Here is a 22,357-nt window from a genome sequence, read left to right as displayed (position 1 = left end):
TTTTTACTCCTTTCGGACCCAGCCCATCCACTGCCGGGACAAAAGTTCGTCTGCGGTTTTTTTATCAACTTTATAAACCGTCTGGTAAAAATCAAGGAGCCACTGGTTCAGGTTGATGTCCTTAAACCGTTCCGGATAGGCAGCCTTGGCCATCACCATGATATCAATGGGGTATTCAAGCCGTTTTTCACAATTACAGGGAGTCCAGGGCAGGGCGACCACGGCCTTGTTTTTAACGGCCCGCATCTCCTGCAGCCCCTCATAGTAAGGGGCAAAATAAAGCTCTTCCGGGGGGTGATACCCCCAGGCCGTAACCAGGACAACAAGATCGGGATCCAGGGCCAGAAGCTGTTCGGTGTTCAGGATATTCCAGGCCCCGGGACCGGTAAAGGCGTTCTTGGCCCGTATCACCTGTTCTAAAAAATAGGTTTGAAGGGTATCCACCCCTTTGACATGGCCGGCCCCGCCCTGGGTTCTGGCCTTAGGGGAAAGCCCTAACAGCAGCAGCCGTTTTTGCTGGTCAGGCACAATGCCTTCGGTCCTTTCCCGGACCATCATCACACAGGACGCAAGGTATTGGGCAAGCGCCAGTGCCTGGTCCTCTTTCTGAAAAATTTTCCCCAGGATCCGGATTTCCCGGGAGATGGATTCAATGCCCGGATCAGGGGTGGCATTGGGCCCGTGGAGGACCACCAGGGGGACGCCTAAAGAATCCAGAAGCCCGATGGTTTTATCCAGGATATCCCTGCCCTGGTTCAGGGCGCAGGAACCGGTGCGGATAATGATCAGATCCGGATTAAGTTCGGCCACCCTTTCATAACTGATGCCGACCCCGAATTTTGCCACCAGGGGAAGATTTTTGAAGTTCGGGTTCAGGTAGGTGATGGTGTTCATGCCCTCTTTATAGGGAAAACTGCCCCCGTTTTTATTGGGAATGTCGTAAGTCCAGACCCTGGGGATACACTGGGAGCCTAAGGCTACAATCTTATGGGCCTCTCCCAGCCGGGTCATCACCCCTTCTATCAATCCGTCGCTGATGGTGATAACCCGGTTGATTTTCACCGGTACCTGTACGGTTTTTCCCCTGAAATCCTCGACCGTAATCTGTTCTTTGCCAAAGGCCTGGCTTTGGCAAAGAAGGCATGCAAAGATCACCGAGGTGAACAGGGCAAGCCTCAGGATATGGTGTATGGATTTAATGTTTATCATTATCTGTTTCCTTTATCTGCCATTCAAAGCGCATGGACTCATGGACAAAGTCGTGGGTCACCCCCTGCTCTGTCTGTTCACAATGGCCCAGAAGAAACTCTTCCAATGCCTTGCCATGCTCGGGTTTTAAACAGGTAAACCGTCTAAAGTAATAGTCTTTGGCCTTTTCCAAGTCTTCAAAAACTTCTGAAAACCGGTTGGAAGCCACCTGGATTTCAGGGTAAATCCCCATCTGATAAAGCACCTGGAACAGGACATCACTTTTGGGACCGCCGTAGTAATCCATGTTGAACAATTTGGGCCAAAGGGCCCTGGGCATGATTTCCCATCCCGGGATACCGGCATGCCAGAAGACCACCACCCGTCCCCGGCAGACCCGGTTCATCTTTTCAATGGCCGCCCGGATGTCTTTCATCCCCAGGGACATGGACGCCAGGACCAGGTCATAGGGGGCGGACAAGTCATTATCCGGGTCAACGGCTTCCCAGGTTTTTTCAACCTGGATGATGTTACCGGCTTTCCGGTCTGAAATTTTCCGGGCCATCACCTGGTTCATGCCCGGTGAAGGCTCCACCGTGGTAACGGACCTGGCTGTTTGTGCCATGGGCAGGGCCAGGTTGCCGGGACCTGCCCCGATATCCAGAACCCGGGTGGCAGGGGTGAGGCCAAGGCCGGCAACGGTCTTGATGACCCGTTCAGAACGGCTGCCCCCGGCTTTTTGGGAATAAACCCGGGCGGCGCCCTCGTCTGCCCAGAACTCCTTGCAGCTTTTTCCGGCTGAATCCCGCCATAAAAGGGTCTGTTCTTCCCAGACCCGGTTCCAGTCAATATCCTGTACTATTTTGGCTTCCATTGGTTATTCCTTAAATTAGCGCCCTTTGGGCGGACTGTTAGGTGCTGGGTACTGTGGGTGCTGGGTACTGGGTACTGGGTACTGGGTGCTGGGTACTGGAAATTCCTATACTCTTAAATTAATGGGTTGTCTGCCCGGTTATCAAGTCCTGGGCCCTGGCATATCAGCATCCGGCCGCCTCTGCCGGGTGCCGGGTCAGCCCGCTGGGAAGGATGATTTTTAAATCCATGGCATGGGAGACCTCACAGGCCCCTTTATAGATTTCATCCATAAGCTGCTGGGAAAAAACCTTGCTGGGGTCGCCTTTGGCTACAAGACCCGGGGATCCAAGGACCACGGTTGTGTCGCAGAACCAGGCCACGTGGTTGGGGTCATGGCTGCAGGCCAGAATTCCCGTGCCCTGGTCTGCAATCTGTCTTAAGGCTTTCCAGACCAGGGTCTGGTTCCTGAAATCCAGGGCCGATGTGGGTTCATCCAGAAAAATCATATCCGTACCCTGGGCAATGGCCCGGGCGATCAACACCAACTGCTGCTGGCCTCCGGACAGGATATCAAAGGGTTCCCGGGCAAGATTTGAAATCCCTACCCGTTCCATGGCCGTTCTGGCGGCGGCCTGATCTTTTTTTGCCGGCTTGTAGAATCCTCTCATGTGAGGGGTTCGTCCCATGAGCACCATCTCCTCGACCTGAAAGGGAAAGGGCTGGGTGTGATGCTGGGGAACGTATGCCACGTGCTGTGCTGTTTCCCGGATGGTCAGTTTGCGAATGTCCTTGTCCAGGAAGCGGATCATTCCCTTGTCTGGGCGGATAAACCCAAGGCAGCACTGGAACAGGGTGGTCTTGCCCGACCCGTTGGGGCCGAAAAGACCGCAAAGCTGCCCTTTTTCCACTGAAAAATTGATATCCTCAAGTATGGTCCGCCGGTTAAAGGCATGGTATAGATTTTCAACTTTAAGCATAGGCTGCTCCATTTTTACATTCGTTGTCCCCGGGTTCGAACCAGGAAAAAAAGATAGGGTGCCCCGATCAGGGAGGTAATGATCCCCACGGGAATTTCCGTCTGGGTCAGGGTTCTTGCAATGGTGTCGCAGATCAAAAGATACAAGGCCCCTAAAAGGGCGGATGCCGGCAGGACAACCCGGTGGTCCGGTCCGAAAATAAGTCTAGCGGCATGGGGGATCATCAGTCCCACCCAGGGAATAATCCCCACTGAGGAGACGGCTGCCGCAGTCATCAGGGTGGACAGGCTGATAAGGATGAATTTATTTTTTTCAGGATCAATGCCAAGGGCCCGGGCCTCTTTATCTCCCATGGATAAAATATTGAGCTTCCACCCATGGGACCAGAGGATCAAAAATCCCACAAGGGCCACGGGCAGCATCAAAGATACATCGGTCCACCCGGCATAATAAAAACCGCCCATGAGCCAGAATACAATCTCGCGCAGGGCTTCGTCCCGGGCTAGGTACTTGACAATGCCGACCAGTGCCGTGAAAATTGACCCTGTAATGATTCCGGAAAGGATCAGGTTGACCAGGGGTGTTTCCCCCCTGGTTCTTGCCATGGTATAGGCAAGGCCCACCGCCAGAAAGGCAAAGGCAAAGGCCAGCATTTGTACGGACATGAAAAAAGAAGGGAACATGATCCCCAGGGCCGCACCAAAGGCGGCACCCGAGGATGTGCCAAGGATATAGGGTTCCACCAGGGGGTTTTTAAAACATCCCTGGAATACCGCACCGGACGAGGCAAGACAGACACCGGTCATGATGGCCAGTAATGCCCTGGGGGTCCGAATTTTCCAGATAATGGTATGGTAAAGGGGGGAAATGTCAGAACCGTCCCAGAACCCTGAGATATGTGAAAAAATAGTTTTTCCCACCATGGCAGCAGGAATATACTTGGCCCCGGTTCCCATACAAAAACAGGCGGTTCCCGCCACCAGGAGCGCAAGCCCTGTCAGGCCTGCGGTTTTATTTTGTTTCAAAAAATCCAGCTTCAACAAGAGTGCCTTTCCATTCAGCTTCAACTGTCAGCATCCGGGGCTTTTGCCTGAAAATACAAAAAGGCCATGAACACAGGCGGATCAATTGACTTTTCCGCCGGCCTTCATGGCCTGAATTTAATCTATAAAAAAGTTGTTTCTAAAACTCGACTATCAAGTTTTTAGAGAATTTGTTCAAATTCAAGGCGGAAACAATTTTTAACCGGAGGAATATACAATATATTTTGAGGATTAAAAATTTTTTCCAACGCCGAAGTTGGGCAAATTAACAAAAACTTGATCATCAAGTAAAACCCTTCAGGGCTTATTGACGGTTAGTCATAGTACAAACCCCTGTGGGTGTCAACCATAAAATCCCAGGAACTTAAAGAGGTCCGATTGTCCGTGCCGGTTTTTCAACCTTGATCATTTCGGATGACTGAATGGTGATTATTTGTCGGCGCCGAGGCCGAGAACGCTTAGCGCGTTCCGGCCGGCAGTATTGGACTGGGCCAGGGCGAAAGTTCTCGCCTTGGTCAGATTCTCCATCTTGGTCAGGTTCATGGCTTCTTCCGCGAAATCCACATCCTGCACCTGGGACTGGCTGTTAAAGGCGCTGATGCGGCTGGTGGAAAGATTGTTTATGGTTGATTCCAGCTGGTTCTGGGAGGCGCCGATATCGGAGCGGGCGTTTCCTACCTGTTCGAGGGCGGCGTCGGTGATGGCGATGGCCGCTTGGGCACCCTCCTGGGTGGTGACGTCGATTCCGGCCAGAGAACCTCCTTCATGCTCCCCGCCAAGAACGCTCGGATCCACCGAGGGGATGGATAAGGTGACGTTTTCCCCCTGGCCGCCCCCCGTCTGGAACACCTTGTTGGAAAACTCCCCGGAAAGCAGCTTCTGCCCGTTGAATGACGTGTCCTGGGAAAGATCCCCCAGGGCCTGAAGGGATTTGTCGATATCCGCCTGCAGGGCTGCACGGCTGTCCGCCGAATGACTGCCGTTGGCCGCCTGGATCGCCTTCTCACGGATGTTGTCGAGGATTCCCGTGGCTTCGCCCAAAGCCCCGTCGGCCACCTGAGCGATGGCGTTGGCGTCATGCGTATTTCGAATCGCCTGGCCCATGCCCCGGGCCTGGAAGCCGAGGGAATTGGCGATGATCATGCCGGATGGGTCGTCTGATGCCCGGTTGATCCTTCTGCCGGTGGCGATCCGGTTCAGGGATTCGGACAGGCCCTCCTGGCTCTTCTGCAACTGGGAGAGGGCCTTTTGGCTGTCGATGTTGGTATTGAGGGTTATGGCCATCGTATACCTCCAATGGGTTTTTGAAATCGTCGTTCGGATCGGAAGGCGCGGCAACGTTCCGGGTACCGTAAAAGAGGCGTTATCCCCGGGAAAGGGCAAGGCAGAGCGTACATGTGTCTCCTGCCTTTTAAAAGTGCAACCCTGCGACCGTGTCTTGACGATTTAGGCCAGTGGTTTTGCGTCCTTTCCTTTCGGATAGTTTGCCCGTTACTTTTCCTTTCACATACAATTAATCCGATCCTTTGTCAACCTTAATGAATGGATTTTCAGCAATTCTGAATATGAATCTTTTTAGCTGAAAAACTCGCACCAAGACACAAAGACACAAAGATTTTTTATTCGACTTTGTGAAGCCTTTGTGCCTTTGGGGCTTTGTGAGAGAATAAAATGAGAATTGCTGATCCACTTATTTTAAAATTTGCAGTTTTTATCTTTATTGGGTATATTTTGACGAACCGAATATCTTTAAATCGCTCTGTATCTGTAAAGGTGGCTGTCATGAACTTAAAAGAACAAAGCAACTTGAATATCGCCGTTATTGGTTCCGGCATTTCCGGTATTTGTGCTGCATATCTTCTCCAAAAACGGCATCAGGTAACGCTCTACGAAAAAAATGATTATTTCGGAGGCCATACCCATACGATTATCCTCCCAGACGGCCCTGATACAGGCACCCCTGTGGATACGGGCTTTATCGTACTCAATGAGCGAACCTATCCTGATTTTATACAATTTCTGGCGCAGCTCGGTGTTGAAAAATGCCCAACCGATATGTCATTTTCCTATTTCTGTGAAAGAACCGGTCTTTGTTATGCCAGTCAAAACCTGAATTCCATATTTGCCCAGCGCGCCAATATATGCAAGCCTAAATTTCTCCGGTTTGTCTACGAAATGGTACGTTTTCTTCGAATACTGAGAAAAGAATATCGTTCCCATGGCCTGCCGGACGTCACACTGTCTGAATATGCAAAACAAAAAGGACTTCATCGTGAAGTCATTGACCAGTTCATCATCCCCATGGCAGCAGCCATATGGTCGGGTTCGGATTTTCAGATCAGCCGCTTCCCCATCCGAACCTTTGCCCAGTTTTATGAAAACCACGGCCTTTTAAGCGTGACCGGCCATCCGCCCTGGTATTTTGTCAAAGGCGGCAGTCACTCCTATGTCAATGCCTTCCTGAAATCATTCAAAGGCAAAGCGGTTAACAACAGTGCCGTGAGTCGAATATCCCGTAAGCCGGACGGTGTCACCCTGGATTTTAAAAATGACCGCCCCCGGGATTTTGATGCCGTTGTGGTTGCCACCCATGCAGATCAGGCCTTAACGCTGCTTGAATCCCCAAGTGCCACGGAAAAAAAACTTTTAGGGGCCTGGTCTTATTCAACAAATAAAACATTTCTGCATACGGATACAAGCGTCATGCCCCCCGGCAAAAGGGCCTGGGCCAGCTGGAATTATACACGTCACAAAAAATCCAACCCGGATGCCCCGGTAACGGTAAGCTATGACATGACCCGCCTGCAGAGACTGAAGACCCAGCAGCGATATTTTGTGACCCTGAATCCACAAAACCGGATCCCCCAGCCCCATGTAATCAAAGAACTTAATTATACCCATCCTCAATACTCTTTTGACGCGTTCAGGTCCCAGGACGAACTACCAACCTTAAACGGAAAAAATAACACGTTTTTCTGCGGGGCATATTTCGGGTTTGGGTTTCATGAAGATGGGGTTAAGTCTGCATTACGTGTCGGGGAAAAATTCGGAGTGACTTTATGAACTCTAAAATTTTTACGGGAACAATCAAACATCGTCGCTATTGGCCTGTAAATCATGATCTGTCTTACCCGGTGTACCTGTATGCCTTTGACCTTGATGAATTGCCGGGTCTCAATCGACGATGTCCCCTGTTTGGTTACAACAAATTCGCCGTCACATCCATCCATGACAGGGATTACCTTCAGCCCGGCAATCTGCCGATAAAGGAAAAACTGTCTGAATTGCTCCGCCGCCACCAGATCAAACCGTCTGTTTCCAATATTATCTTGATTACATCCGCCCGGTATTTTAATTATGTGTTTAACCCGGTCAGTTTTTATTACTGTTATACCGATGATCATACGCTTGCGGCAATCATTGCTGAAGTCAACAATACCTATGGAGAACGTCATCCCTATGTGCTCAAAGCCGGCACGCCGGAATCCGGCAAATGGCTTGCAACCTTTAAAACCCCCAAAGTATTCCACGTTTCCCCATTTAACAAAGTCGAAGGCATTTACCACTTTTATTTTTCAGATCCCAAAGACCGATTGGAAATTAAAATTGAGCTGTTCAATAATACTAAAAAAATAATGGCCGCAGAATTTAAGGGGACCGGCGTGCCGATGACCCCTGTCAATCATTTAAAAACAATCATAAAATACCCGGTTGCCCCCCACTTAAGTATTCCCAGAATTTATGCCCATGCATTCAAATTGTTTTTCAGGAAGAAGTTACCTTTTAATGGAAAACCCATTCCCCAAAGTCCCATGACAATAAAAAAACAAACCCCGGGGGTGTTTGAAACCCTGTGTCAAAAACTTGTTTTCAAAGCACTGAAAAAAATTACCATCGGCAGCCTTAAGATGAAGATGCCGAATCAAGACATTGTTGGTTTCGGCCGGCCCAAAGATTCCCAGCCGGTGATGATGGAAATAGCGGACTGCAATTTTTTTCCAAGAATCATTTTGGACGGAGAGATCGGATTTGGTGAAGCCTATATGCATTCTGAATGGGATAGCCCGGATCTTTTGGCATTATTGAAAGTATTAATTCAGAACCGTGATCATTTTTCAGACGGCAACCTGCTGCTTTCGTCTTTTACCCGGATAAAGGAAAAAAGCGCCCATGACCGGCGCATAAATTCCATAAAAAACAGCACGAAAAACATCCGGGCCCATTATGATTTGAGCAATGAATTTTATGAACTTTTCCTGGATAATCAAATGATGTATTCGTGCGGCATTTTTGAACACCCCGGCGATTCCCTGGAAAAAGCCCAGGCGCAGAAAATGATGCGTATCCTGACCCAGGCAGATATCCGGGATACCCATCATATTCTTGAAATCGGGTGCGGGTGGGGTGGTTTTGCGGTGTTTGCCGCCCAAAAGACCGGTTGCCGTGTGACCGGCATTACCATTTCCAAAGCCCAGTATGACAGGGCATGTCAACGCGTGATTGATGAAGGGCTTGAGCACCTGGTCACCATAAAGCTTCAGGACTACCGTCACACAACGGGCAAATTTGACCGGATTGTCTCCATAGAAATGGTTGAGGCTGTGGGGCCGCAGTTTTTTCCCACATATTTCAAGCAGGGTCAGGCCCTTCTAAAACCCGGCGGCAGGATGATCTTTCAGTCCATCATAATCGAAGATGAACGATATAATAACTATTGCAAAGAAAGGGACTGGATTCAAAAACATATTTTTCCGGGCGGTCATCTGCCATGCCTGAAAGTGCTTAAAGACACCATATCAGAACATACCGATTTTCATATATCAGATGTGTACCACATGGGTCCCCACTATGCCGTAACCCTGGCGCACTGGCAGGATCGCTTTGTGTCAAATAAACATAATATCGCCAGGTTGGGCTTTGACGAGACATTCTTCAGAAAGTGGATCTATTATTTTTCCATCTGTGAAGCAGGGTTTGCCGTTGGTGGTATTGACGATATCCAGGTAAATTTAACCCTTTGACAAAAAAGCGTTTAATTTTTCCCAGAGAATCTGCCTTTCCTCTACGGATTCACAGGTTCCGCGAAAGATGACGGTTTCATGGGGACGCCGGTCTAGCCAGAATAACCCCGTATATTGACCTGCCCGCTTTGAAGATGCCAGCCAGACAATGGTATCCGCACCTTGTTCCGGCGTTCTTAGAATCCTTTTCAGCCGTTGATGAAATCCAGGCAGGGACCGTTTAATACCCGGGGTATCCACCCACCCGGGATGCATGGCATTTACCCGTATGCCATGTGTTTTAAACTGTTCCGCCCAGATTTGGGTCAAAATGACGATCCCCCTTTTCGCACGGGCATAGGCTTTGGCCCCGTTATATTGCCCCTGGCTGTTTTCAAGATCGTTTACCTCAATTTTCTGGGTATACATGCCGCCGGATGATACGTTAATAATTCTTGGCGATTCCGATGCGGCAAGGGCATCTTTTAAATACTGCGTCAACAAAAATACGCCCAGAAGATCCGTCGCAAATGTCTGCTCCAATCCTTCCGGGGTCTGTTTACGCGCATTAAACAATGCCCCGGCATTGTTAATGAGAATATCAATGTTCTTTTTAGAGGCCTTAAGCGTTTCTGAGACCTTTTTTATGTCCTGCATCAGGCTTAAGTCTGCAATCAGGAAATCAATATGCGGATTACCGGTTTTTTTAACAAGTTCCTGCTGAATCTGTTCAGCCTTGGCTCGGTTCCTTGCGATAATGGTTAAAAAGGCTTTTTTTTCTGCAAGTTTAAACGCCGCCGCCTTTCCAATCCCGGATGTGCCGCCTGTTAACACGATCTTTTTTCCGTCCAGCTCATGTTCCGGTTCTGCCCGGAATCTTCTGCCCAACGCATACCCGAATCGGCTGAACAGGAGCATCCCGGGGAGAATCAAATGATCTGCAAGATAATCAGGCAGACTGGTCCCTGATTTAAACCACATCGTTTTATTGGGCAGACTGCGGGTTTGGGAAAGTTTATGTTCAAGGCCTGCCATGGCTTTTTCTCCTGTTTTTTTCATTATGGGAGACAGGATTTTCTCAATAGCGCTCTCAAACCGATGAAAGCGGATATCGGCCTGGTAGTCGATTTGTGTTCCACCGGCTGTTTTTTTGAACACAATGGTATCCAATGCCGTGAAGGATTCACCCACCCCTTTCAGGACAACCTTGGAAAACGGGTCATACGCAATAATTTCATATTTCATTTTTGGACGAAAGGGACCAAATTTTAAGACAAGATCATATTGTGACCCAACGCCGGTTTTTTTCTGATCGATCCTGACCGAAGAAACCACCCCGGGGTCCCAGTCCTGAATATGGCAGAAATCACTGGTATATCTAAAGACATAATCCAAGGATCGTTTAACGAGAATGGACTCTTTTAATCTTATCATCAGGCCCCCTGTTGTTAATATTCATCGTTGGAATTGGAAATTTATTTTGAATGATCCGTTTATCTTGGAATCCTGCTTAGTAGTCCTCAAGTGCCATTAACAAATCATCAACCTTTGGGTGATCACCGGCTTTTTTCGATGCAAAAAAGTAGCGTACCGTGCCTGACGTATCTACGACAATCGCGCCACCAAGCTGAAACGTATCTCCCTGAGTTGACCCCTGTCGATAGCCTTGTTTGAATGCCGATGCCGCGTTAAATAATGTTCCTATGCTCATAAATGCTTTCATGCCGCTTGAAAACCCTAAAGCTGAAAACGCGTTGAGTGACGGATCAGAAAAGAGTAACCCGCGGTATCCTGTTTTTTCACGGAATTCCGCGAAGTGGACAGGGTCACCCGAACCGATTACGATAAGATCCATATTGTGTTCACTGAATCGCTTTGCGTTATGGGCAAGATCAGCAACCTGCTGACGGGAGAAGACTCATCCAAAATGTCTGATAAATACTAAGACCGCAGTTTTTTCTCGCCACAACGTTGATATTTTCACCTGTTCTCTCTGCTCATTTAGAACTGTCAATTCACCAAGATTTTCAGTTGAAATATTTTCGTATGCCATTTTTAAACGCCTCCGGTTAAAAATTGTCTCCGCCTTGAATTTGAACAAATTCCCTAAAAATTTGATGATCGCGTAAAACAACAAAAGGCCTCAATTTTTAAAAACTGAGGCCTTTAAGGTTTAGTTGAGACTAAAAATTATGAAATTTCTTTTTAGCCGCCGACGTTACCACCTTCAAGATCCATCCAGGCTCTGTCAACGCTGCTGCCGATTGTGCCAAATAATTCATCCAGTTCATTTTTTAATGGAGACCAATCTGACGGGCATTCATTTTCCAGTTGCGTAACACGCGCCTGTGCAGTCGCTACTTCTTGTTCCAGCTGACCGATGAGTGGTAACATTTTTTCTTTTGCTGCAGAACCATAACCATCTGCAGTCTTTTTCATTGCTTCTAATTTTTTTTCCCAAGCAGTTACCTCAGCCAACATTGCTTTACAATAGTCTTTAACGTCCATGATTTCTCCTCTGCAATTAGATTAATGAAATGGCGATTTTAGACATATAACCTTTCACAAATTCCAAAGATATCGTCATACAATAACAGATAAGAACAGTCTTCGAATATCCAGGCAGCAACTGACGAAAATCTTATAAAGTTATATGATTATTTACTATACAATATTCACAGATAATTGCAAGCCTAAATTTATAGTATAGGAATTTCCATTTCCCAGAACCCAGAACCCAGAACCCAGTACCCAGAACCCAACACCCAACACCTAACAGCCCGCCCAAAGGGCGCTAATTTATTGAATAGGATCATCGTTGATGGACAGGGGATTCTCAGAACCAAATTCTGATTTTATTCTCGCACAAAGCCTCAAAAACACAAAGAGACACAAAGTCGAATAACGTCTTTGTGTCTCTTTGTGCGAATTTTATTCTTCCACCGGCATCAGTGAGGCCGAATTCAGCAAAAATTTCTGGTCCGTTCTGTCTCCATCCTTAAGTGTAATGGCCTGAATTTTATTTTCCATGGGAACAAGGAATACGGCCCTGTCAAACAGCATGTCGTAATTTTCCAGCTGAATTGGATAACCGTTATGGTTCAGGGGGTCTTCCCTATGGATTTTCATGGAAAACCAGGTGCAAAGACCGAAATCCTGTTGAAGTTGTTTTAATTCAGAAAGTGCATCTGACAGGTCGCTGTCAAAATCAAGGCCGTCAATGATCATCAGGGTGGGCAGGGAAAGGTCGGCCCCTTTAATACTATCCAGATAATCTCTGATTTTGTTTACATTAAATGTGGACTGGTTGTATGCAATACCGGTTTTGTGATGTTGTATCTCATCCCATAGACGCTCGGCAATCTGGGCATCTACATAACCGATGCTGTCGACAAGACTGGTGTAGCCTTCATTATATCTTATGGTTATTTTCTCTATGGTGTCACATAAGCTGATGTGAAGTACTTTTTCGTCGCAAAGCAGACGTGTCAGGGCAATCTGGATCAGAAATCTGGTTTTGCCGACGCCGGCCCGGGAAAGCACGGCACCGAACTGACCATTTGTAATGTTTTCGGCACCAATGATTTTTTCTGCCGGGCTTCTTAAAATGAGGTCATTTTTAAGCATATTTCCTCTCTTATATCAAAAAGATCTTATTTGTTTTTGGCTGCTTTTTCTTCGGCTTTTCTCTTGGCAATTTCGTCTGCAACAGATTGGGGTGCCTGTTTATAGGAAGAAAATTCCATTGTAAACTGGGCCTTGCCCTGGGTGCCGGATCTTAAAACCGTTGAAAAACCGAACATGTCGGACAGCGGAACCTGCGATTCAATAACCGACATGGTTCCTTCCTCCTGGGAGCCCTGGATAATGCCGCGTCGCTGGTTGATCAGCCCCATGCAGGCACCTTGGAATTCATTAGGGGTTTCAATAACCACCTTCATAATGGGTTCCATGATAACAGGTTTTGCTTTGTTGTAAGCCTCAAGAAAACCGCCGCGGGCGGCTGACTGAAATGCCATCTCAGATGAGTCAACGGCATGGTAGGCACCGTCTTCCAAGGAGACCTTGATGCCGGTTACCGGGAACTCAAGGCTGGGACCCTTTACAAGGCAGCTCTCAAAACCTTTTTCACAGGCCGGAATATACTGGGTGGGAATACGGCCACCGGTGATCTTGTTTACAAATTCAAATTCTTCTTCAGTGGGTTCAATAAACCCTGCCACCCGGCCGAACTGGCCGGCACCACCGGTCTGTTTTTTATGGGTATAATTAAACGGCGCTTTTCGGGTAATAGTTTCTCTGTAAGCCACCCTGGGCTGGCCTGTGGTAACCTCGGCTTTGTATTCACGTTTCATGCGCTCCACATAAACTTCTAAATGAAGTTCGCCCATACCCTGGATAATTGTATCGCCGGTTTCATGGTCCACATAGGTCTTGAATGTAGGATCTTCTTTGGTAAATCTGTTTAAAGCCTTGGACATATTGATCTGGGCTTTGTTATCCTTCGGCGTAATGGACAAAGAGATAACCGGGTCCATGACGTGCATGGACATCATGGAGTAGTTGACGTCCGGTGAAACAAAGGTGTCGCCCGATGCACAGTCAATACCGAATATGGCACCGATATGACCGGCCGGGATCGCATCCACATCTTCCATCTGGTTGGAGTGCATACGGATGAGACGACCGATTTTGACCTTTTTATGATCCCTGGCGTTGATCAAGGTGTCTCCCTTATTCACACAGCCTTGGTAAACACGGATATAGGTCAGCTGACCATACTGCCCGTCTTCCAGCTTAAAGGCCAGCGCCACGGTGGGTTTGTCAAAGTCGCTATCCAGAATAACAGCTTCTTCGTTATTGTCCAGATCAATGGCTTCATTTTTAATATCCAACGGGCAGGGCAGGTAATCGAGAACCGCATTCAGCAACGGCTGAACCCCTTTATTTTTGTAGGCTGAACCCAGAAACACAGGGGTCATCTCCCGGGCAATGGTGCCGGTCCTGACCGCAGACATGATCATCTCTTCGGTAATTTCTCCTTCCTCAAGAATAGCGTCCGTCAGTTCTTCGGAGAACAGGGACACCGCATCGATCATCTCTTCCCTGGCTGTATCGGCATCATTTTTAAGTTCGGCAGGGATGTCGGCTTCAACCATTCGTTCCCCGCTGTCGCCTTCAAAATAACAGGCTTTCATTTTAACAAGGTCAATAATGCCCTCATGCTTATCTTCAAGGCCTATGGGAAGCTGAAGCATCACGGAATTATGGCCGAGTTTATCTTTAAGCTGCCCGCATACTTTCAGCGGGTTGGCGCCGGAACGGTCGCATTTATTGACAAACGCAATACAGGGCACTTCGTAGCGTTTCATCTGCTGGTCAACGGTAATGGACTGGGACTGTACCCCGGATACCGAGCAAAGAATAAGAACAACACCGTCCAGAACCCGCAGGGACCGTTCCACCTCCACAGTAAAATCCACATGGCCCGGTGTGTCAATAATATTAACGGCATGGTTGTTCCATTCACAATGGGTGGCCGCAGAAGCAATGGTAATGCCCCTTTCCTTTTCCAGTTCCATGGAATCCATGACCGCACCAGTGCCGTCTTTGCCCCTGACTTCGTTGATTTTATGGATTCGGTTTGTATAAAAAAGAATCCTTTCAGTAAGCGTGGTTTTACCGGAATCAATATGGGCACTGATTCCAATATTTCTTACCCGTTCAAGATCTCTGATCATTTTGTTTTGTCCTTAAAAATAAAAAAATCCTTTGAAACCAATATTAAGCGCGACCATTGCCAAAGGCGCAGCCCTCATGTTTCATACTATAGTTTTATTATGATCTTGTTAAATTTTTTTAGAATTTAAAATGTCAAATAAAATAAAGAGAAATAAAATACACTATTTTATTAATAGAATCAATTATAATTGATATTTTTTATTATTGAATTTCATGAAGGCAGATTATAAGATTGATCGTAAATTTTTAGCTTTATGGCGAGGATGGATAGGGCCGATCAAGGTGCATTTTCAAAAAAATAATGGGTTGTACATATAAATGAAGGAATTTTGCCGTTGCCTTAAAAAAGGTACTGATGTTCTTGGGTTGAAATTGTCACCGGACCAGACGGGTTTGCTGGTTGCCCATGCCCGGGAATTAATGCACTGGAATACCAAAATGAATCTGACCGCCATAACGGATATCCGGCATGTGGCATATAAACATTTTGCTGATGCGCTGGCTGCAGCAAGTTTTCTGGAGCGGCCGGCACGGGTCATGGATATCGGTTCCGGTGCGGGATTTCCTGCCGTTCCCATGAAAGTAATCTGCCCGGATCTGGATATGACCATGGTGGATGCGGTGAGAAAAAAGGTGAGCTTTTTAAACCATGTGGTACGCACTTTAAAGCTTGACAACATCCGCGCGGTACACGCAAGGGTGGAAGACCTTCCCAAATATCCTAAGCATTTCCAAATGTATGATGCAGTAACAGCTAGAGGCTTTGCGGATCTTGGAAAACTTGCAGCACTTGCCGGTCCTCTGCTGGCACCCGGCGGCAGGATTTATGCCCTGAAAGGGGCGCATGCCCTGGAAGAGATTACGCCTGAACTTCAGAAGCAGTTTCATATTATACATGAAACGTATAGCCTGCCTTTTGTCGATGCCCAACGGTTTGTGGTTATTCTTAAATTCCGCTAAATTCTTGACTTTTCCCTTTGCTGCCATTACAAAGAAAAGTTTGATAACAACAGGCATGGGCTGACCGGGTTTATCACCTCCCCCCGGACGCAACCCACAAAGAAATATAGAAGTAATTCAATAAGTTGTTTTGACTTTAATATAAGACTTGAAACCGCATTCGAAAGGCAAAAGGAATTTAGGAATAATGGATTATAAAAAAACACTGAACCTGCCTTCTACCAAATTTGCAATGAAGGCCAACCTGCCCCAGCGTGAACCTGAGATGATCAAAGCCTGGGAGCAGAAGAAAATATATAAAAAACTGCGGGAACAATCCAAGGACAAGCCCCTTTTTATTCTCCATGACGGTCCGCCTTATGCCAACGGCCATCTTCACATGGGCCATGCCATCAACAAAATATTAAAGGATATTATCGTCCGCTCCCGGCAGATGTGCGGTTTTAACGCACCGTATGTCCCGGGCTGGGACTGCCACGGCCTGCCCATTGAACACAATGTGGACAAAAAGCTGGGTAAAAAGAAAAAAGATATGACACCGGTGCAGGTACGCCGGGAGTGCCGGGCCTATGCCGCATCCTTTGTGGATATCCAGAGAGAAGAGTTTAAACGCTTTGGGGTCGCAGGGGAGTGGGATGCGCCTTATCTGACCATGAACTATCCCTATGAAGCACGCATCGCCAAAGAGTGCGGTGAATTCGGCCTGTCAGGGGATATGTTCCTGGGCAAAAAACCCATCTACTGGTGCTGCAACTGCAACACCGCGCTGGCTGAAGCTGAAATTGAGTACCACGATCATACCTCCCCGTCCATTTATGTTAAATTCCCTGTAACGGATGATATCAAAGATCTTTTTGATGCAGGCGGAGAAACCGTCTCTGTTGTCATTTGGACCACGACCCCCTGGACTTTGCCGGCCAATCTGGGTGTCTGTCTGCATCCTGATTTTATTTATGCGGCGGTTAAAACACAAAACCAGGGCATTTTGATCATGGCCAAGGAACTTGTGGCGCATGTAATGGGCGAATTTGGCATAGAAGATTATGCCATCGTTGCCGACCTGTCTGCAAAAGACCTTGAAAATCGCAACTGCCGCCATCCCTTTTATGACAGGACGTCGCTGATTATTCTGGGGGATCACGTCACCCTTGAGGCCGGAACCGGCTGTGTGCATACGGCCCCGGGTCACGGTGCCGATGACCATATTGCAGGGAAACGCTATGGTCTGGAGTGTTATTCGCCTGTGGAAGACAACGGAACCTTTTCCCAGGGGGTTGAGCGGTTTGAGGGCCAGTTTATTTTTAAGGCCAATGCTGAAATCAATAAAACCCTGGAAGAAAACGGGGCGCTGCTCAAGCAGGAAAACATGTCCCATTCCTATCCCCACTGCTGGCGCTGTAAAAAGCCGGTTATTTACCGGGCCACCCCCCAGTGGTTTCTCTCCATGGACAAATTGGCGCTGCGGCAAAAAGCCCTTGATGAAATCAACAATGTCCACTGGATTCCGTCCTGGGGCAGGGAGCGTATCTATTCCATGATTGAACACCGGCCGGACTGGTGTCTGTCCCGCCAGCGCTCCTGGGGGGTTCCCATCCCTGTATTTCACTGCACCAAGTGCAAAAAGGTGTATGTGACCCGGGCGTCCGTGGACCGTATCCATGAACTTTTTACTGAATTTTCTTCGGACATCTGGTTTGAAAAAGATGCCCAATACCTGATGCCTGAGGGTGCGGTGTGCGATGATTGCGGTTCAACCACGTTTACCAAAGATCAAAATATTCTTGATGTGTGGTTTGACTCAGGTGTCAGCCATGCTGCCGTGTTGGAGGAAAGAGAGGGGCTGCAACGTCCGGCGGACATGTACCTTGAAGGCTCTGACCAGCATCGCGGATGGTTCCATTCTTCACTGTTGACCGCTGTGGGCAGAACCGGCCATGCCCCGTATAAGGCCGTACTCACCCACGGGTTTGTGGTCGATGAAAAAGGCCATAAAATGTCCAAATCCGTGGGCAATGTTGTGGCCCCGGACAAGGTGATCAAGCAGTATGGTGCCGACGTATTACGCCTTTGGGCGGCGTCAGCGGATTACCGCGGGGATGTCAGCATTTCCGATAACATCATCAAGCAGCTCTCGGATGCCTACAGAAGAATCAGAAATACCTGCCGGTTTCTTTTAGGTAACTTTACCGGGTTTGACCCGTCCCAGATCAGACCCATTGAAAATATGGCCGAGCTGGACCGGTTCATCCTCCACCGCCTGCATGATGTGGTAAAACGGTGCCGGGCCGCCTATGATGCCTATGAATTTCATGTAATTTATCATACCCTTCATAACTTTTGCGTGGTGGATCTCTCCTCCTTTTATCTGGATATTATCAAGGATCGTGTTTACACAAGCCCTGAAAATTCAGATACCCGTAAAGATGCCCAGACCGTTATGTTTATGATACTGGATGCTCTGGTAAAAATCATGGCACCGATCCTGCCCTTTACGGCTGAAGAGATTTATACCCACATGCCCCTGGGTGACGGCCGAAAAGAGAGTGTTCACATGGAAGATATGGTCAGCATTGATGATACCCTTGAGAACAGGGACCTTGCGGCCAAGTGGGAAAATATCCGGGCATTGCGGGCAGAAGTTACCAAGGCCCTGGAAGAGGCAAGAACAGCCAAACTCATCGGCCATCCCCTGGATGCCGCCGTTGAAATCAAACTGCCCCAGGGCGACCTTGAAGCCCAGGTGGCATCTTTGGCTGTTGATCTCAATGATATTTTTATCGTATCCGACGCCCGGGTGGTGGACTCCCTGGACGGCGGCGATATTTACCAGGGAAAAGAGATTGACGACCTTGCCATAAAAGTGTCAAAAGCGTCCGGTGAAAAATGTGAACGGTGCTGGCGGTTTGATGAGCATCTGGGAACTGATCCGGAGCATCCCACGACCTGTCCCCGTTGCACCCAGGCCCTTAAAGCCATTCTGGGCTGATGACCGGTTTTTTAACACCCATGCGGCGACTTGTCCTGGTCAGTATCTGTGTTCTTTTGCTGGACCAGATCACCAAATGGCTTATTGTAAGACATTTGCCGCTGCACGCCCATATTGTGGTGATGGATCACTTTTTTAACATCACCCATATACTTAATCCCGGCGGGGCATTCGGTTTTTTTGCCGAACAGTCCCCCGGGATCAGAAAATTCATTTTTCTATTTTTATCCTCCGGGGTTGCCCTGTTCGTACTCTGGCTTTACCGGAAAACAGCCGACTCCCACATTTTTCTATCCTATGGCCTGGCCCTGATCTTTGGTGGTGCCTTGGGAAATCTGCTTGACCGGTTCCGGTTTGGCAAAGTGGTGGATTTTCTGGATTTTTATGTCGGCACCCTTCACTGGCCGGCCTTCAATATTGCGGATTCAGCCATTACCATTGGAATGGGTATATTAATTTACCACGTAATATTCAACAAACTGCCTGAAATATAAGGGGTACCCATGCATCCGATTCTTCTTCAGATCGGTGGTCTGAAGCTTTATACTTATGGTTTTTTCGTGGCCTTAGGTTTTATTATTGCCATCTGGTTCACAAAACGAAATGCAAGATTTTATGGTGTTCCGGATCAAATCGTATCAGATCTTTTTTTTACGGTTTTGATCAGCGCCCTTGCCGGTGCCCGTATGCTTTATGTGCTGATTAATCTCAACACCTACAGGGATAATTTTCTTGATATTTTTAAAATCTGGAACGGTGGTCTGGTTTTTTTCGGGGGCTTTCTCGGCGGCACCCTTGGGGCTATTATATTTTTACGCATCAAAAAAATGGATATCTGGAAAACCGCCGATGTTTTATCTCCCGGCCTTGCATTAGGACATTCCGTGGGCCGTTTCGGCTGCCTTTTTGCCGGATGCTGTTACGGCAAACCGTGTTCGTTGCCCATTGCCATAACGTTTACCAACCCGGACAGCTTAGCCCCCCTGAATATCCCTTTGCACCCCACCCAGCTGTATATGATTGCCGCCAACTTTGTTCTTTTTTTGATTCTTCTGGCCATACAACGGCGCAAACGCTTCAACGGCATGGTTTTTTTAAGCTATATCATGCTTTATTCCGTGTTCCGGTCCATTATTGAATTTTTCAGGGGAGATTTCAGGGGGAATTTCTTTTTTGATTTTTTGTCACTGTCCCAGGGCATCGGGTTGCTGGTCTCCTGCATCGCTTTAATATTCATGATCATCAAGCTGAGATCCCGGCATGACAGCCCCTAGCAACCTGGTTACATACAAGGCCCTTGCCGGTACACTTGACGCGCTGTCAAAGGACGATACGCTCAAAACCGTGCTGATCTGCGGGGAACCTTTTCTGGTGCGCAATGCTTTGGATACCCTGGTTCCGGTACTGCTTAAAGGAGAGTCAAAACAGTTCGCACTTGATGTCCTGGACGGGAAAGCCACACCCGTGGGTGAGATCGCCGAACAGGCCGGTACGTTTTCTTTTCTGGGCACCCGAAAAGTCATTGCGGTAAAGGATGCACCGCTTTTTTTAATAAAAGCGTCCGCCGGTGAGATCAGCTACAGTGAAACGGATCTTCAGATTTTGATCCGCCTTGTTGAAGAGGGCATCCCTGATAATCATGTGCTTGTGTTTACCACGGGGACGCCGGACCGCAGAAAAAAGATATACAAGCTTATCCTTGAACACGGGCTGGTGGTGGACTGCACTGTTGCCACAGGGGCCAGGAAAGCGGACATCGAAGAACAGCAGGCTGTGCTGCGGGATATCAGCCGGCAGATGTTGTCGGAAACCGGCAAACAGATGGCCCCGGATGTGTTTGCAGCGCTTGTGGATCAGACAGGCTTTAATCCGGAGTTATTTGCAAATGCCATTGAAAAACTTTTGGCATATACTGCGGGCCGAAACCAAATATCTGTGGCCGATATTGGGACTGTGGTGCATAAAGATAAAAAGGACCCCATATTTACCCTGACCAATGCGGTAATGGATCGGGATGCCTCCAAAGCACTTACCGTTTTATCGGCCTTGTTGTCCGACGGATTTCATCCGTTGCAGATTTTAAAAACCCTTGAAAAGCAGACGAGAAAACTTTTAGCCATCAAGTGCTTCACAACGGGTCTGAATACGGGCAGAGCAGGGGGGCCACCGTTAAAACATATGCCGTTCAATGCGTTCAAACAAATGCTTTTACCTGCAATGATTGACTGGGATGCAAAGACCTTGAAAGCGGACGAAGAAAACATAAGCCTTTTCATGGGTGGGGACGATAAAAATAAGTCTGCCAAACTGCCGGCCAATGACCTTTTGCTGGCTCCCAATCCCAGAAATCCTTATCCTATATTTCAAAATTTTTTAAAATCTGAAAATTTTGCCCTGGAAGAACTGACACACGCACTGTCTGCGCTTGCCGACCTTGATTATTGTATTAAATCATCCGGGGGGGACGCTGCCACAGGGCTTGAAAATTTTATTATGGCTCTGTGCCGCAGGGCGCATTGATTCCCAGGAAAATAAGTGGATTAACTTCGATTTCAATACATGCCATGTATTGAGTTGTGACGTTCGGTAATGAGGTGATTCAATGATTAAACAGAACAAAAACGAAGCGCTTGCCATTGTCGAAAAACTTGAACAGGATATGGTCGCACATACTGTCGATCAAGACGCCAAAATGCCGACAAAGGGACTTGCGCAAAAGGCTGCTATAAAATTGTTCAATTATTCGGTTAAACGATTCAGTGGCGTAAATCCGGATAAAGCAATTAAACAAGCCCGGGATATGAAAAAAAAATATCCGGGCCTTTCTGATGCCGAAGTGGTTGAAAAACTGATAAAAGCCAAATGCCGGAAAACAGCCGCCATTGGGGTTACAACATCAGCCTCCAGCGTCATCCCGGGACTGGGAACGGCTTTGGCGCTGACTGTCGGACTTGTCGCTGATATCAGCAGCACACTGAAAATGCATTCCGAGCTTGTGTTGGAAATCGCTGAAGCCTATGGGAAACAATTATCGGAGAAAGAGCGCAGTGAGGTCTTACTTACGGTGACGGGCCTGAGTGCCGGCATCAATACTATCAGTGGTAAGGCGGTAAAAAGTTTGTCACATAAGGTCGGTGAAATTGGGGCACGGAAATGGCTTTCAAAGGCTATTCCGGTCATTGGTATGGCCACTTCGGCAAGCACCAATGTATTGTCCACATATATCATCGGAAAACGAGCAAATGTATATTTCACAAGGGGGCCCGAGGAAATGAAAACCTTTAAGGATAACCTGCGTGCCCTCAGTGGTGTGGATGAACGCAAGATTTCAGAATGGCTATCAGAAAGTTTCCGGAACATCAAGGCTTAAGCTCGATCATTCAATTAGCGCCCTTTGGGCGGGCTGTTAGGTGCTGGGTGCTGGGTACTGGGAGATGGAAATTCCTATACTCTTAAATTAGGTTACAAATTTCTAAGAACTATAGTTACCAACTCCATAGAGAAATATAGATATTGGTCTTAAACAGGTTGATTGACTGTCAGCGGCGAACCACCTATCTCTCGAAGCGTATAGCTCAGTTCTAACCTGTCGGATGCACTACGAGC

18 protein-coding genes and 1 riboswitch are annotated in these 22,357 nt (G+C 47.8%); of the genes, 8 read left to right on the top strand and 10 right to left on the bottom strand.

What is annotated here, in order from left to right:
• Positions 1-3 precede the first annotated feature (3 nt).
• The 5 genes from HXW94_RS10865 to HXW94_RS10845 all read right to left on the bottom strand — a co-directional run bounded on the left by HXW94_RS10865 (position 4) and on the right by HXW94_RS10845 (position 5,347).
• Positions 4-1,209, bottom strand: coding sequence for an ABC transporter substrate-binding protein (locus HXW94_RS10865; protein WP_178366925.1), 1,206 nt, complete (start codon positions 1,207-1,209; stop codon positions 4-6).
• A complete protein-coding gene (locus HXW94_RS10860; RefSeq protein WP_178366924.1) occupies positions 1,196-2,062 on the bottom strand; it encodes a class I SAM-dependent methyltransferase in 867 nt (288 codons plus the stop codon). Before HXW94_RS10860 ends, HXW94_RS10865 begins: the two co-directional genes overlap by 14 nt.
• Before the next feature lie 163 nt (positions 2,063-2,225).
• Positions 2,226-3,020, bottom strand: a complete 795-nt coding sequence (locus tag HXW94_RS10855) for an ABC transporter ATP-binding protein (protein WP_178366923.1) — start codon at positions 3,018-3,020, stop codon at positions 2,226-2,228.
• A gap of 14 nt (positions 3,021-3,034) precedes the next feature.
• Positions 3,035-4,087 carry a FecCD family ABC transporter permease gene (locus tag HXW94_RS10850; protein WP_246293840.1) on the bottom strand — a complete coding sequence of 351 codons (1,053 nt, stop codon included), beginning with the start codon at positions 4,085-4,087 and terminating at the stop codon, positions 3,035-3,037.
• Positions 4,088-4,492: 405 nt separating this feature from the next.
• A complete protein-coding gene (locus HXW94_RS10845; RefSeq protein WP_178366922.1) occupies positions 4,493-5,347 on the bottom strand; it encodes a flagellin N-terminal helical domain-containing protein in 855 nt (284 codons plus the stop codon).
• 131 nt (positions 5,348-5,478) lie between these two features.
• A riboswitch (cyclic di-GMP riboswitch) is annotated at positions 5,479-5,562 on the bottom strand.
• 283 nt (positions 5,563-5,845) lie between these two features.
• Here HXW94_RS10845 and HXW94_RS10840 point away from each other — a divergent pair.
• Entirely contained in the window at positions 5,846-7,126 is a 1,281-nt protein-coding gene (locus HXW94_RS10840; RefSeq protein WP_178366921.1) for an NAD(P)/FAD-dependent oxidoreductase, read from the top strand.
• Positions 7,123-9,084: a DUF1365 family protein gene (locus tag HXW94_RS10835; RefSeq protein ID WP_178366920.1), complete on the top strand. Its 1,962-nt coding sequence runs from the start codon at positions 7,123-7,125 to the stop codon at positions 9,082-9,084. Before HXW94_RS10840 ends, HXW94_RS10835 begins: the two co-directional genes overlap by 4 nt.
• Here the strand turns inward: HXW94_RS10835 and HXW94_RS10830 are convergent.
• From HXW94_RS10830 to fusA, 5 genes are all read right to left on the bottom strand, one after another.
• Entirely contained in the window at positions 9,073-10,497 is a 1,425-nt protein-coding gene (locus tag HXW94_RS10830; RefSeq protein WP_178366919.1) for an SDR family NAD(P)-dependent oxidoreductase, read from the bottom strand. The two genes, HXW94_RS10835 and HXW94_RS10830, sit on opposite strands and share 12 nt — an antisense overlap.
• 76 nt (positions 10,498-10,573) lie before the next feature.
• Positions 10,574-11,116 (bottom strand): peroxiredoxin-like family protein, encoded by a 543-nt coding sequence (locus HXW94_RS19855; protein WP_281357832.1) that lies wholly within the window; start codon positions 11,114-11,116, stop codon positions 10,574-10,576.
• A 152-nt stretch (positions 11,117-11,268) separates the two neighbouring features.
• Positions 11,269-11,571: a sll1863 family stress response protein gene (locus HXW94_RS10820; protein WP_178366918.1), complete on the bottom strand. Its 303-nt coding sequence runs from the start codon at positions 11,569-11,571 to the stop codon at positions 11,269-11,271.
• 423 nt (positions 11,572-11,994) lie between these two features.
• Entirely contained in the window at positions 11,995-12,690 is a 696-nt protein-coding gene (locus HXW94_RS10815) for a hypothetical protein (RefSeq protein ID WP_178366917.1), read from the bottom strand.
• Between the two features lie 26 nt (positions 12,691-12,716).
• Complete coding sequence (gene fusA, locus HXW94_RS10810) at positions 12,717-14,804, bottom strand: elongation factor G (RefSeq protein WP_178366916.1); 2,088 nt, start codon at positions 14,802-14,804, stop codon at positions 12,717-12,719.
• Between the two features lie 319 nt (positions 14,805-15,123).
• On the opposite strand from fusA, the gene rsmG reads away from it, so the two are divergent.
• From rsmG to HXW94_RS10780, 6 genes are all read left to right on the top strand, one after another.
• Positions 15,124-15,765 carry a 16S rRNA (guanine(527)-N(7))-methyltransferase RsmG gene (rsmG, locus tag HXW94_RS10805; RefSeq protein WP_178366915.1) on the top strand — a complete coding sequence of 214 codons (642 nt, stop codon included), beginning with the start codon at positions 15,124-15,126 and terminating at the stop codon, positions 15,763-15,765.
• Between the two features lie 187 nt (positions 15,766-15,952).
• Positions 15,953-18,751: an isoleucine--tRNA ligase gene (gene ileS / locus HXW94_RS10800; protein WP_178366914.1), complete on the top strand. Its 2,799-nt coding sequence runs from the start codon at positions 15,953-15,955 to the stop codon at positions 18,749-18,751.
• Positions 18,751-19,245: a signal peptidase II gene (lspA, locus tag HXW94_RS10795; RefSeq protein WP_178366913.1), complete on the top strand. Its 495-nt coding sequence runs from the start codon at positions 18,751-18,753 to the stop codon at positions 19,243-19,245. Before ileS ends, lspA begins: the two co-directional genes overlap by 1 nt.
• A 9-nt stretch (positions 19,246-19,254) precedes the next feature.
• Positions 19,255-20,025 carry a prolipoprotein diacylglyceryl transferase gene (lgt, locus tag HXW94_RS10790; RefSeq protein ID WP_178366912.1) on the top strand — a complete coding sequence of 257 codons (771 nt, stop codon included), beginning with the start codon at positions 19,255-19,257 and terminating at the stop codon, positions 20,023-20,025.
• Positions 20,012-21,271: a DNA polymerase III subunit delta gene (gene holA, locus HXW94_RS10785; protein ID WP_178366911.1), complete on the top strand. Its 1,260-nt coding sequence runs from the start codon at positions 20,012-20,014 to the stop codon at positions 21,269-21,271. Before lgt ends, holA begins: the two co-directional genes overlap by 14 nt.
• Positions 21,272-21,353: 82 nt before the next feature.
• The gene (locus HXW94_RS10780) at positions 21,354-22,121 is read left to right on the top strand and encodes a DUF697 domain-containing protein (protein WP_178366910.1); all 768 of its coding nucleotides are present in this window, start codon (positions 21,354-21,356) and stop codon (positions 22,119-22,121) included.
• Positions 22,122-22,357: the final 236 nt, after the last annotated feature.

The sequence above is a fragment of the Desulfobacter latus genome, assembly GCF_013389365.1.
GTDB classification, from domain to species: Bacteria; Desulfobacterota; Desulfobacteria; order Desulfobacterales; family Desulfobacteraceae; genus Desulfobacter; species Desulfobacter latus.
The sequence above is the reverse complement of the archived record's forward strand: the minus strand, read 5'-3'. Positions and strand labels throughout refer to the sequence as shown.

Excerpts from the sequence above, each read along its gene's own strand:
- HXW94_RS10865 (WP_178366925.1), bottom strand. The coding sequence starts at position 1,209 with ATGATAAACATTAAATCCATACACCATATCCTGAGGCTTGCCCTGTTC.
- HXW94_RS10860 (WP_178366924.1), bottom strand. The coding sequence starts at position 2,062 with ATGGAAGCCAAAATAGTACAGGATATTGACTGGAACCGGGTCTGGGAA.
- HXW94_RS10855 (WP_178366923.1), bottom strand. The coding sequence starts at position 3,020 with ATGCTTAAAGTTGAAAATCTATACCATGCCTTTAACCGGCGGACCATA.
- HXW94_RS10845 (WP_178366922.1), bottom strand. The coding sequence starts at position 5,347 with ATGGCCATAACCCTCAATACCAACATCGACAGCCAAAAGGCCCTCTCC.
- HXW94_RS10840 (WP_178366921.1), top strand. The coding sequence starts at position 5,846 with ATGAACTTAAAAGAACAAAGCAACTTGAATATCGCCGTTATTGGTTCC.
- HXW94_RS10835 (WP_178366920.1), top strand. The coding sequence starts at position 7,123 with ATGAACTCTAAAATTTTTACGGGAACAATCAAACATCGTCGCTATTGG.
- HXW94_RS10830 (WP_178366919.1), bottom strand. The coding sequence starts at position 10,497 with ATGATAAGATTAAAAGAGTCCATTCTCGTTAAACGATCCTTGGATTAT.
- HXW94_RS10820 (WP_178366918.1), bottom strand. The coding sequence starts at position 11,571 with ATGGACGTTAAAGACTATTGTAAAGCAATGTTGGCTGAGGTAACTGCT.
- HXW94_RS10815 (WP_178366917.1), bottom strand. The coding sequence starts at position 12,690 with ATGCTTAAAAATGACCTCATTTTAAGAAGCCCGGCAGAAAAAATCATT.
- fusA (WP_178366916.1), bottom strand. The coding sequence starts at position 14,804 with ATGATCAGAGATCTTGAACGGGTAAGAAATATTGGAATCAGTGCCCAT.
- rsmG (WP_178366915.1), top strand. The coding sequence starts at position 15,124 with ATGAAGGAATTTTGCCGTTGCCTTAAAAAAGGTACTGATGTTCTTGGG.
- ileS (WP_178366914.1), top strand. The coding sequence starts at position 15,953 with ATGGATTATAAAAAAACACTGAACCTGCCTTCTACCAAATTTGCAATG.
- lspA (WP_178366913.1), top strand. The coding sequence starts at position 18,751 with ATGACCGGTTTTTTAACACCCATGCGGCGACTTGTCCTGGTCAGTATC.
- lgt (WP_178366912.1), top strand. The coding sequence starts at position 19,255 with ATGCATCCGATTCTTCTTCAGATCGGTGGTCTGAAGCTTTATACTTAT.
- holA (WP_178366911.1), top strand. The coding sequence starts at position 20,012 with ATGACAGCCCCTAGCAACCTGGTTACATACAAGGCCCTTGCCGGTACA.
- HXW94_RS10780 (WP_178366910.1), top strand. The coding sequence starts at position 21,354 with ATGATTAAACAGAACAAAAACGAAGCGCTTGCCATTGTCGAAAAACTT.